Origin of the sequence: Streptomyces prasinopilosus (assembly GCF_001419695.1) — a bacterium.
Taxonomy (GTDB): domain Bacteria; phylum Actinomycetota; class Actinomycetes; order Streptomycetales; family Streptomycetaceae; genus Streptomyces; species Streptomyces prasinopilosus.
On sequence record NZ_LIRG01000482.1, the window covers coordinates 1 to 11327 of the forward strand.

Below are 11327 nucleotides of genomic sequence, written 5' to 3' on the forward strand. Positions count from 1 at the left end.
GGTGGCGGCGGCCAGGAGCCCGGCGTGCCGGCGCACCAGCGGGTCGCGGACGACCTCGTGGTGCGTGGTCATCGCGCCGATGACGAGCGTGTCGTCCTCCTCGCGCACGCCGCGCAGCCCGGGGACGCGGCCGACGTCCACCACCAGTTCCGGGAAGGCCAGCCGCAGCCTGAGCAGCGGCAGCAGGCTCTGCCCGCCGGCCAGCACCTTCGCGTCCTCACCGCCGTCGGCGAGCACGCGCAGCGCCTCGTCGAGGCTGGTGGGCCGGGCGTAGTCGAAAGCCGGGGGGATCATGCGGAGGCCTCCTTCGCCGAGCGCACTGCCCGCCACACCCGCTCGGGCGTGCACGGCATCGTCACGTCGTCCACCCCGAGCGGCCGCAGCGCGTCCACGACCGCGCCGACCACGGCGGGCGTCGAGGCGATGGTCCCCGACTCGCCGACGCCCTTGACGCCCAGCGGGTTGGAGGTCGCCGGCGTCTCGGTCCGCTCCGTGACGAACTCCGGCAGGTCGCCGGCCACCGGGACCAGGTAGTCGGCCATCGTGCCCGTGACCAGGTTGCCCTCGTCGTCGTACACGGCCTCCTCGTACAGAGCCTGCGCGATGCCCTGGGCGAGGCCGCCGTGCACCTGGCCCTCCACGATCACCGGGTTGATCACCCGGCCCACGTCGTCGACGCAGACGTAGGAACGGATCCGGGTCCGCCCGGTCTCCGTGTCGACCTCGACGGCGCACAGGTGCGTGCCGTGCGGGTACGAGAAGTTCTCCGGGTCGGTCACCTGGTCGGCGTTGAGGGTGGGTTCCATGCCGTCGGGCACGTCGTGCGAGGTGAACGTCTCGAACGCGATCTCCTGGATCGTCTTCCGGGCCTCGGGGGAGCCCTTGACGGTGAACACGCCGTCGGTGAAGTCCAGGTCGTCCTCGTCGGCCTCCAGCAGGTGCGCGGCGACCCTGCGGGCCTTCTCCACCACCTTCGCGGCCGCCTGGTGCACCGCCGACCCGCCGACCACGAGGGACCGCGAGCCGTACGTGTCCATGCCCTGCGGGGCCGCCCTGGTGTCGCCGTGCACCACCTCGATGTCCTCGAACGGCACGCCCAGCACGTCGGCGGCGATCTGGCTCCAGCTCGTCACGTGCCCCTGCCCGTGCGGGCTGGTGCCGGTGACCACCTCGACCTTGCCGGTGGGCAGCATGCGGATGCTCGCGGCCTCCCAGCCGCCGGCCGCGTACCGCAGGTCCCGCAGCACCCGGCTCGGGGCGAGCCCGCACATCTCCGTGTACGTCGAGACGCCGATGCCGAGCCGTACGGTGTCGCCGCGCTCGTTGCGCTCGCGCTGCTCGGCGCGCAGGTCGTCGTACCCGAACAGCGCGAGCGCCTTCTCGGTGGCCGCCTCGTAGTTGCCGCTGTCGTACGTCAGGCCCGCGATCGAGTCGTACGGGAACTCCTCGTGCCGGATCCAGTTGCGGCGCCGCACCTCGACGGGGTCGAGGCCGAGTTCGGCCGCCAGCTCGTCCATGATCCGTTCGATGGCGAACGTGGCCTCCGGGCGCCCGGCGCCGCGGTACGCGTCCGTCGGCGTCTTGGTCGTGAACACCCCCGTGCAGGTGAAGTCGTAGGCGTCCATCTTGTAGATCGCCGGGTACATGAAGGCGCCGAGGATCGGGATGCCGGGCGTGACCAGCATCAGGTAGGCGCCCATGTCGGCGAGCAGGTCGACCTTCAGGCCGAGCAGGCGGCCCTCGCGGGTGGCGGCGACCTCGATGTCCTGGATCATGCCGCGGCCCTGGTGCGTGGCCAGGTAGCCCTCGGAGCGGGACTCGGTCCACTTCACCGGCCGGCCCAGCCGCCGGGCCACCTCCAGCGCGACGGCCTCCTCGCCGTACACCTGGAGCTTGGAGCCGAACCCGCCGCCCACGTCCGGGGCCACCACCCGCAGCTTCTGCTCGGGGATGCCGGTGACCGTCGCCAGCATCACCCGCAGGATGTGCGGGACCTGGGTCGCCGAGTAGACCGTGTACTCGCCGGAGGCGGCGAGCGGGGTGACGACGACCGCCCGCGGCTCCATCGCGTTCGCGATCAGCCGCTGCTGGTGGAAGCGGCGGGTGACGACCACGTCGGCACGCCGCTTGACCGTCTCGTAGTCCTCGCCCGTCCTCAGCGGCCACACGTAGCTGCGGTTGGTGCCCTTGTCCGCGTGGACCAGCGGGGCGTCCTCGGCGAGCGCGGCCTCCAGGTCGAGCACCGGGGGCAGCGGCTCGTAGTCGACCTCGACCGCCTCCAGCGCGTCGGCCGCCGCGTACCGGTCGCGGGCCACCACGACCGCCACCGGGTCGCCCGCGTGCCGCACCTCGTCGACCGCGACCGGCGGGTGGTCCGGCAGCACGATGTCCTCGGTGACCGGCCAGGCGCAGGGCAGCGAACCGAGGCCCCCGGCCAGGTCACGGCCGCTGAACGCGGCGATCACACCGGGGCGTTCGAGGGCGGGGGAGACGTCGACCCGCTCGATGCGGGCGTGCGCCATGGGGCTGCGCAGGAACGCGAGGTGCAGCAGACCGGTGACGGAGATGTTGTCGGTCCAGTTGGTCTGCCCGGTGACCAGACGGGCGTCCTCCTTGCGGAGCCGGCCCCGGCCCACCTCCCGCTCGGCGCGCTGTCCGGTGCCGCGGTCGGTGCTCTGATCCGTCATGCCGTGACCTCCTCCGACGCGGCGGCGGCGAGCACCGCGCGGACGATGTTCTGGTAACCGGTGCAGCGGCACATGTTGCCCTCGAGCGCCTCGCGCACCTGGTCCGCGTTGGGATCCGGGTTCTCGCGCAGCAGATCGCGCGCTGCCATGATCATCCCGGGGGTGCAGTAGCCGCACTGCAGCGCGTGCTGCTCGTGGAAGGCCCGCTGCAGCGGCGTCCACTCGCCGTCCCGGGCCAGCCCCTGGACGGTGGTCACCTCGCCGCCGTCGGCCTGGACGGCCAGCACCGAGCAGCTCTTCACGCTCACGCCGTCCAGCTCGACCGTGCAGGCGCCGCAGCTCGAGGTGTCGCAGCCGACCGGGGTGCCGGTCAGGCCGAGCCGGTCGCGCAGGTAGTGGACCAGCAGCAGACGGGGTTCCACCTCGTCCTCGTACGCCGTGCCGTCCACTTTCACCGAGATGCGGGTCATGTGCCCTCCAGAGACCGTGCGGGCGGATGCGGAGTGTCGGCGGACCTTGGGGTGACGAAGGTCACTCTATGTCCGGTCCTGGGGGACGGCGAGTGGTGCGGCCGGATCCGTCGGACGGCCACCGGTCGCGGGCGTCCGACGGGTCCGTGGCGCGACTTCGCGGCGGCCGCGTCCCACGACCGGAGCGCGGGTGCCCGTCCGCGTCCTGTGTCCTGTGTTCCCTGGCGTCCGGCCGGGCCGGACCGCTCATTCGTCCCAGGCCTGGATCATCGTCTGCTCGGTGATCTTCCCGTCCCGCAGCGAGAGCATCGACTCCGAGTACACCCGCACCCCGTCCGGGTACACACAGCTCTCGCTGTAGGCGGCGTGATCGCCCTGGACGACGCACCGCTCCAGCCGGTGCGTCATGTCACGGCTGTACACGTCGTCGAGCATGGCGGAGATCTCGTCCCGGCCGTGCAGGACCATGGGGTGGCTGGGCCGGCTGTTGCGGTCCACGATGCGCAGCTCGGCGTCGTCCGCGTAGAGCGAGACCATGGGGAGCGACGTCCGCGCCTCGATGCCCCGGCGCAGTGTGTCGACGCCGAAACCCGTTTCTGCCGAGGGTGTCATGACGGCCTCCTTCGAGGACCCCGGCCCGGTCCCGAGCGGGCCGCACCGGGCCTCCCCTACGAGACTCCTCCGGCCCGGTGGGCGCTGCAAGCCCGGCCCGCACGCGGCGTGCCGCCGGGAGGGCTCACCCGGCGGCCGTCAGGAACTGCGTCGCCGCGAGCTCCGCGTACAGCGGATCGGCGGTCACCAGTTCCCGGTGCGTGCCGACCGCCCGGACCCGGCCCGCGTCCATCACCACGATCCGGTCGGCCGTCGTCACCGTCGACAGCCGGTGGGCGACCACCAGCACCGTCGTCGTCCGGGCCACGTCGGCGACGGTGTCGCGCAGCGCCGCCTCGTTCACCGCGTCGAGCTGCGAGGTGGCCTCGTCGAGCAGCAGCAGCCGGGGACGGCGCAGCAGCGCGCGGGCGATCGCGACCCGCTGGCGCTCCCCGCCGGACAGCTTGGTGCCGCGGTGCCCGACCAGTGTGCCGAGCCCCTCGGGGAGCCTGGCCACCAGAGCGTCGAGCCGGGCCGTCCTCACCACCCGCGCCACCTCGTCGTCGTCCGCCTCCCGGTTCCCCAGCAGCAGGTTGTCGCGCAGGGAACCCGACAGGACGGGAGCGTCCTGCTCCACGTAGCCGATCGAGGACCGCAGCCGCGACAGCTCCCAGTCGGCCAGGTCCCGCCCGTCGAGGGTGATCGTCCCGGAGTCCGGGTCGTAGAAGCGCTCGATGAGGGAGAAGACGGTGGTCTTGCCCGCGCCGGACGGGCCGACGAACGCGGTCATGCCCCGCGCGGGCACGGTGAACGTCACCCCGTGGTGCACGTACGGCAGATCGTCCGCGTACCGGAAACGCACGTCCTCGAAGGCGAGCGTGGCGGGCGCGGCGCCCGGCGCGGGCAGGGCCGCGGGCCCGGCGGCGGGCTCGGCGGGCAGCCGCAGCGCCTCCTGGATCCGGTCCAGGGCGGCGCTGCCCGCCCGGTACCGCGTGATCGCGGCCACGACACTCTGGATCGGCATCATGAGGTAGAAGACGAACAGCAGGAACGCCACCAGCGTGCCGATGTCGATGGCGCCCGTCGCCACCCGGGCCCCGCCCACCGCGAGCACCGTGATGAACGCGACCTGCATCGCGAGCCCCGCCGTGTTGCCGGCCGCCGCCGACCACTTCGCGGCCCGCACGCTCTGCCGCCAGGACTCCTCGGCCGCCTCGTGCAACGCGTGCTCCTCCCGCGGCTCGGCACCGGACGCCTTCACCGTGCGCAGCGCGCCCAGCACCCGCTCCAGCGAGGCCCCCATCACGCCGACCGCGTCCTGCGCCCGCCGGCCGGCCCGGCCGATGTGCGGCACGATCAGCGTGAGGACCGTCCCCGCACCCGCGATCACGGCCAGGGTGACGCCCAGCAGCACCGGATCGACGAAACCCATCAGTACGAGGGTCGCGACCAGCGTCAGACCGCCCGTGCCGAGGCCCACCAGCGAGTCCGTGGTGACCTCCCGCAGCAGTGTGGTGTCGGAGGTGACCCGGGCCATCAGGTCACCCGGCTCGCTGCGGTCCACGGCCGTGATCCGCAGCCGCAGCAGGTACGAGGACAGCGAGCGCCGCGCCCCCAGCACCACCGACTCGGCGGTGCGCCGCAGTACGTACGAACCCAGCGCGCCCAGCGCGGCATTGGCCATGACGAGGGCCGACATCAGCATCAGCGCGCCGGTGACGGCCCGGTCGTGGGACAGGTCGTCGATGAGGTCGCGGGCGACCAGCGGCAGCATCAGACCGGTCGCCCCCGTCAGCAGCGACAGCGAGGCGCCGCCCACCAGGGCCCACCGGTGCGGGCGTACATGACCGAGCAGCACCCGCCAGGCGGGCGGACCGGACTGCTGCGCTGCGATGCTCACGTCGCTCCCTCGGCGTCGGGCGGAGCGTTCAGGCTACGTCGCCGCGGTCCGCCCGCGGCCGACCGGGCCCGGCACGACGTCCCGGCCTTCGCCCTCCGGACCGCCGTGAGCCCACCGGCCGGGTTCCGCGCAGGTCGCGTAGGGTCGGGAGGAAGTACCACCGGGAGACGAAGGAGCCAGAATCATGGCGCAGGAAGTACGCGGCGTGATCGCACCGGGCAAGGACGAGCCGGTACGCATCGAGACGATCGTCGTACCCGACCCGGGGCCGGGTGAGGCGGTCGTCCGCATCCAGGCCTGCGGAGTGTGCCACACCGACCTGCACTACAAGCAGGGCGGCATCAACGACGACTTCCCCTTCCTCCTCGGCCACGAGGCCGCGGGCGTCGTGGAGTCGGTGGGCGACGACGTCACCGACGTCGCCCCCGGTGACTTCGTCGTCCTCAACTGGCGCGCGGTGTGCGGCGCGTGCCGCGCCTGTCTGCGCGGGCGCCCCTGGTACTGCTTCGACACGCACAACGCGAAGCAGAAGATGACCCTCGCCTCGACGGGCCAGGAACTCTCCCCGGCCCTGGGCATCGGAGCCTTCGCCGAGAAGACCCTCGTCGCCGCCGGGCAGTGCACCAAGGTCGACCCGGAGGTCTCCCCGCAGGTCGCCGGCCTGCTGGGCTGCGGTGTGATGGCCGGCATCGGCGCCGCGATCAACACCGGCGAGGTCGGCCGCGGCGACTCCGTCGCCGTCATCGGCTGCGGCGGAGTCGGCGACGCGGCGATCGCCGGGGCCCGGCTCGCCGGAGCGGCGAAGATCATCGCCGTCGACATCGACGACCGCAAGCTGGAGACCGCCCGCTCCATGGGCGCCACCCACACCGTCAACTCCCGTACGAGCGACCCGGTCGAGGCGATCCGCGGACTCACCGGCGGCTTCGGCGCCGACGTCGTCATCGAGGCCGTCGGCCGCCCCGAGACGTACCAGCAGGCCTTCTACGCCCGTGACCTGGCGGGCACCGTCGTCCTCGTCGGTGTGCCCACCCCGGAGATGAAGCTCGAGCTCCCGCTGCTCGACGTGTTCGGCCGCGGCGGCTCCCTGAAGTCGTCCTGGTACGGCGACTGCCTGCCCTCGCGCGACTTCCCGATGCTGATCGACCTGCACCAGCAGGGCCGCCTGGACCTCGGCGCGTTCGTCACCGAGACCATCCGGCTCGACGAGGTGGAGAAGGCCTTCGAGCGGATGCACAAGGGCGACGTCCTGCGCTCGGTGGTGGTGCTCTGATGACCACCCGCATCGAACACCTCGTCACCTCCGGGCAGTTCAGCCTCGACGGCGGCACCTGGGACGTCGACAACAACGTGTGGATCGTCGGTGACGACCACGAGGTGATCGTCATCGACGCCGCCCACGACGCCGACGCCATCATCGAGGCCGTGGGCGACCGCCGTCTGAAGGCGATCGTGTGCACCCACGCCCACAACGACCACATCGACGCCGCGCCGGCCCTCGCCGACCGCACCGGGGCCACCATCTGGCTGCACCACGACGACCTGCCGCTGTGGAAGCAGACCCACCCGGACCGCGACCCCGACGCCTGGCTGGTCGACGGCCAGGTGATCGAGGCGGCCGGCGCCGACCTCACCGTGCTGCACACGCCGGGGCACGCGCCCGGCGCGGTCTGCCTGTACGACCCCGGGCTCGCCACCGTGTTCACCGGAGACACCCTGTTTCAGGGTGGTCCCGGCGCCACCGGCCGCTCGTTCTCCCACTTCCCGACGATCGTCGAATCGATCCGGGAGCGGCTGCTCACGCTCCCGCCGGAGACGGAGGTGCGCACCGGTCACGGCGACTCGACCACCATCGGCGCGGAGGCCCCGCACCTCGAGGAGTGGATCGCCCGCGGCCACTGAGGCCGCCCCGGTGGCTGCGCCCGGTCACGTCCGGCCGGGCGCAGCCACCGGGAAAAGGTGACAGAGGATGTCCGGCTTACCCGTCACTCTCGTAGCGACAGCAGATCGCTGTCACGCGTGACGGGAGGCCGGGCATGCCGGAGTCGACCACCGGGTCGTCGCAGAACAAGGTCGCACTGGTCGCGGGAGCGACCCGGGGAGCCGGACGGGGCATCGCCGTCGAACTGGGCGCGGCGGGCGCCACCGTCTACGTCACCGGACGCAGCACCCGCGCCCGGCGCTCCGAGTACGACCGCCCCGAGACCATCGAGGACACCGCCGACCTGGTCACCCGGGCCGGCGGACGGGGCATCGCCGTCCCCACCGACCACCTGGACCCCGCCCAGGTCAAAGCCCTCGTCGACCGCATCGCCGCCGAGCAGGGCCGCCTCGACGTCCTCGTCAACGACATCTGGGGCGGCGAGAAGCTCTTCGCGTGGGACGCCCCCGTCTGGGAGCACGACCTCGACAAGGGGCTGCGCCTGCTGCGGCTCGCGGTGGACACGCACGCCGTCACCAGCCACCACGCCCTGCCGCTGCTGCTGCGCCACCCCGGCGGCCTGGTCGTGGAGGTCACCGACGGCACCGCGGACTACAACCGCGACACCTACCGCGTCTCCTTCTTCTACGACCTCGCCAAGACGGCCGTCCTGCGCATGGCCTTCGCCCTGGGCCACGAACTCGGCCCGCGCGGCGCCACGGCGGTCGCGCTCACCCCGGGCTGGCTCCGCTCGGAGATCATGCTCGACGAGTTCGGGGTGGGGGAGGACAACTGGCGGGACGCCCTGGCCCGCGTCCCCCACTTCGCCATCTCGGAGACCCCGCGCTACGTGGGACGGGCCGTCGCCGCGCTCGCCGCCGACCCGCGGGTGTCCCGTTTCAACGGCACCTCCCTCTCCAGTGGGGGCCTCGCCCGGGAGTACGGCTTCACCGACCTCGACGGCAGTCGCCCGGACGCCTGGCGCTACCTCGTCGAGGTCCAGGACCGGGGCCTGCCGGCGGACGTCACGGGGTACCGCTGAGGGCCGTCCGTCTGTCCGCGGCCCTACGGCGGGCGACCGGGGCACCGGGCGCGGGGAAGCCCTCCCGGCCGTCGGCCGTGTCCGCGGCGCCCGCCGGGACGGGAGAACACGGTGCCGCGACCGCCCTCCGGGCGGTGGCGCCCGCCCGGCACCGGACGGCTCCGCATGCCGCGGGGAGGCTCCGCCGGGTCACGGACCGCGCGGGTTCCCGCGCCCGCCGCCGTCCGCGGGCGGCGGCGGGAGGGATGCCACCGGAAGGGCGGGGAGTGTGAACTCGCCCACGTTCCACGGCAGATGGACGTGAGCAGCGACACTGTCCACTATGTCCGATTGGGCGGTGATTACTCACGCGGCTTTCACACCGGTGGCCCTATGCTTCACAACATGTCCACCACTCTCGAACCGTCATCCGAGCGATCGGCTGCCGAGGTCAACGAGGAGATCCGGGCCCTGTGGCTCCGGTCGGGCGGGACACTGAGCGTCGAGCAGCGCGAGGAGTACCAGCGTCTCGTCCAGGAGTGGGCCGAGGCCCTTCCGGAGCGGGCCGAGGCGGCCTGAGGCGCCGCACGGGCCCCTCCGCCCGTGTCACGGGTGGGTCTCCTCACCGGTGCGCGGGCCCCGGCGCCCGCGCACCGGTGCCCGGCTCAGCCCCACGTCGCCGAGTAGCGCCGCTGGTACGCCTTGCGGTCCTGCTCCGCGCGGATCCAGCGGGTCGCCACGAGGGCCACCAGGCTGCCGCCGATGACCAGCATCCCGGGTCCCGCGTTGCGCGGGTCGGCCAGGCGGGACAGCAGCGTCGACGCGTCGATCCCCGTCGCGGGCGAGCCCGGTGACGCGGCGTCGGGAGCCGCGCCCGCCGAAGCCGACGGGGCGGGAGCGGCGGTGGCCGCGCCGGCCCCGTCCGCCGGGGCCACCAGGAGGTCCACCTTCAGCTGTGCCAGAGCCTTCGTGACCGGCTGGAAGAACGTCGTACCGCCCTCCTGCCGGCAGTCGCCGCTGCCGCCCGACGTCACCCCGAGCGCGATGCCCTCGGAGAACATCGGGCCGCCGCTGTCGCCGGGTTCGGCGCACACCGTGGTCTCGATGAGGCCGCTGACCGTGCCCTCCGGATAGTTCACCGTCGCGTTGAGCGCCGTCACCTCGCCGTCGCGCAGCCCGCTCGTGCTGCCGCTGCGGAAGACCCGCTGGCCGACGGTCGGGTCACCCACGCCGGTGATCCGTACGCCCTGGCCGTTGCCGACCGACACGACGCCGGCACCGTCACCGGCCCGGCCGCCGTCGTACTCGATCAGGGAGTAGTCGTCGCCGGGGAAGCTGCCGCCGACCGTGGTGCCGACCTTCTCCCGGCCCCCGTCGTCGGCGAACCAGACCGACCCGTCGGGCCCGCAGTGCCCGGCCGTGAGGATGAACTCGCGCTTGCCGTCGGTCACGTTGAAGCCCGCGGAACAGCGCCCGGCGGTCGACAGGAGGGGTGCCCCGCCGTTGATCCGCGTGGTGAAGGCGCCCTCGGTGCGCTCCATGCGGACGAAACCGCCGGCCCCCTTCGCCACCCGGGTCAGGTCGGACCAGTCGTCCGCGGACACCGTGCTGTCGCCGCGGACCACCACCTCGTTGGACCGGTAGTCCACCGCCCAGGCCGTCCCCGGTACGCGCGGGGCCGAACCCAGCGCCTTTGTGGCCGACTTCAGGTCGCGCATGCTGTGCCGCACCGTCTTCGGATCGGCGCCGGCCTCCCGCACCTCGGCCGCCGCCTTCGCGTCGGTGACCGCGACGACCGTCCGTCCGTCCTCCCCGAGCCAGCTGCCCGCCGTGCGGGAGGCGCCGAGCCGTGCCACGAGGGCGGAGCCCGGGCCGGTGTCCTCCTGGGCCCCGGCGTACGGAACCGGATCCGGCGCCGGGGGCTCACCGGCGACGGCGCGGGTCACCATCGTCGCTCCGAGGAGGAGCCCGCCGACGGCCGCCAGCCGCGTCACTCGCCGGACGACCCGTCGTCGTGCGTGCCTCATGCATGACTCCCGAACCCAGAACAGCGCGGTGCGGACACCGCGGGGCCTCCCCTGAATCGAGTGCCCTCAGTCCATACGGACGCGGAACCCGGGGTGTTCACCACCGAGCGATCCGGTGCGCGGGAGGTGCCGGCCCGCGCGCCGAGCGGCTCGGCGCACGCGGGACGGCACCCGCGACGGGCGGGGGAGGGGGAGCGGACACTAGACTTCCGTGCATGGACGACGCGTTGCTCGAACGGCTCGGGGCGGGAAAGTACCTTCTGGTCACCAGCTACCGGAAGAACGGCACGCCGGTGGCCACCCCGGTGTGGGTGGTGCGGGACGGGGACGGGCTCGGGGTCTGGACCGCCGCCGACTCCTGGAAGGTCAAGCGGATCCGGGCCCGCGCCGACGTCCTGGTCGGCCCCTGCGACGTGCGCGGTCGTCCGACCGGCGGCCAGGTCCCGGCCACCGCGGAGATCTGCGACGCGGCCACCACCGCCCGCTACCGCGGTCTGATCGCCCGCAAGTACGGCCTGCCGGGCCGGCTGACGCTGTTCGGCAGCCGGCTGCGCCGGGGCCGTGACGGAACCGTCGGTATCCGCGTCACCCTGGCCGGCTGAACCCGGGCCGTCCGCGCCGGTTCCGGCGGCCCGTCAGGTCCAGGCGCGGTAGGGCTCGTCGACGAGCTGGAAGACGGGTTCGCCGCGCACCGGGTCCTTGGCCGTGGA

The 11327-nt window shown here is 73.3% G+C and carries 11 protein-coding genes; 5 read left to right on the forward strand and 6 right to left on the reverse strand.

Annotated features, from left to right (window positions below; all coding sequences use genetic code 11):
* From AOK18_RS20035 to AOK18_RS20055, 5 genes are all read right to left on the reverse strand, one after another.
* On the reverse strand, positions 1–294 hold a 294-nt coding region (locus tag AOK18_RS20035), incomplete at its 3' end, for an FAD binding domain-containing protein (RefSeq protein WP_206281569.1).
* Positions 291–2687 carry a xanthine dehydrogenase family protein molybdopterin-binding subunit gene (locus AOK18_RS20040; protein WP_055695260.1) on the reverse strand — a complete coding sequence of 799 codons (2397 nt, stop codon included), beginning with the start codon at positions 2685–2687 and terminating at the stop codon, positions 291–293. The genes AOK18_RS20035 and AOK18_RS20040, both read right to left, overlap by 4 nt.
* Positions 2684–3157, reverse strand: coding sequence for a (2Fe-2S)-binding protein (locus AOK18_RS20045; protein ID WP_055695261.1), 474 nt, complete (start codon positions 3155–3157; stop codon positions 2684–2686). Before AOK18_RS20045 ends, AOK18_RS20040 begins: the two co-directional genes overlap by 4 nt.
* A 246-nt stretch (positions 3158–3403) precedes the next feature.
* Positions 3404–3769, reverse strand: a complete 366-nt coding sequence (locus AOK18_RS20050) for a nuclear transport factor 2 family protein (protein WP_055695262.1) — start codon at positions 3767–3769, stop codon at positions 3404–3406.
* A gap of 124 nt (positions 3770–3893) precedes the next feature.
* Complete coding sequence (locus AOK18_RS20055) at positions 3894–5648, reverse strand: ABC transporter ATP-binding protein (protein ID WP_055695263.1); 1755 nt, start codon at positions 5646–5648, stop codon at positions 3894–3896.
* 184 nt (positions 5649–5832) lie between these two features.
* On the opposite strand from AOK18_RS20055, the gene AOK18_RS20060 reads away from it, so the two are divergent.
* The 4 genes from AOK18_RS20060 to AOK18_RS20075 all read left to right on the forward strand — a co-directional run bounded on the left by AOK18_RS20060 (position 5833) and on the right by AOK18_RS20075 (position 9169).
* On the forward strand, positions 5833–6921 hold the full coding sequence (locus AOK18_RS20060; RefSeq protein ID WP_055574603.1) for an S-(hydroxymethyl)mycothiol dehydrogenase: 1089 nt from the start codon (positions 5833–5835) through the stop codon (positions 6919–6921).
* Complete coding sequence (locus AOK18_RS20065; protein WP_055574602.1) at positions 6921–7550, forward strand: MBL fold metallo-hydrolase; 630 nt, start codon at positions 6921–6923, stop codon at positions 7548–7550. Before AOK18_RS20060 ends, AOK18_RS20065 begins: the two co-directional genes overlap by 1 nt.
* A gap of 134 nt (positions 7551–7684) precedes the next feature.
* Positions 7685–8611 carry an SDR family oxidoreductase gene (locus tag AOK18_RS20070; protein ID WP_055574601.1) on the forward strand — a complete coding sequence of 309 codons (927 nt, stop codon included), beginning with the start codon at positions 7685–7687 and terminating at the stop codon, positions 8609–8611.
* Between the two features lie 372 nt (positions 8612–8983).
* Complete coding sequence (locus AOK18_RS20075) at positions 8984–9169, forward strand: hypothetical protein (protein WP_055695265.1); 186 nt, start codon at positions 8984–8986, stop codon at positions 9167–9169.
* 86 nt (positions 9170–9255) lie between these two features.
* Here AOK18_RS20075 and AOK18_RS20080 read toward each other — a convergent pair whose 3' ends face one another.
* On the reverse strand, positions 9256–10617 hold the full coding sequence (locus AOK18_RS20080; protein ID WP_055573085.1) for a S1 family peptidase: 1362 nt from the start codon (positions 10615–10617) through the stop codon (positions 9256–9258).
* Between the two features lie 215 nt (positions 10618–10832).
* Between AOK18_RS20080 and AOK18_RS20085 the strand changes: the two genes are divergently transcribed.
* Positions 10833–11219, forward strand: coding sequence for a PPOX class F420-dependent oxidoreductase (locus AOK18_RS20085; RefSeq protein WP_055695264.1), 387 nt, complete (start codon positions 10833–10835; stop codon positions 11217–11219).
* Positions 11220–11327 lie beyond the last annotated feature (108 nt).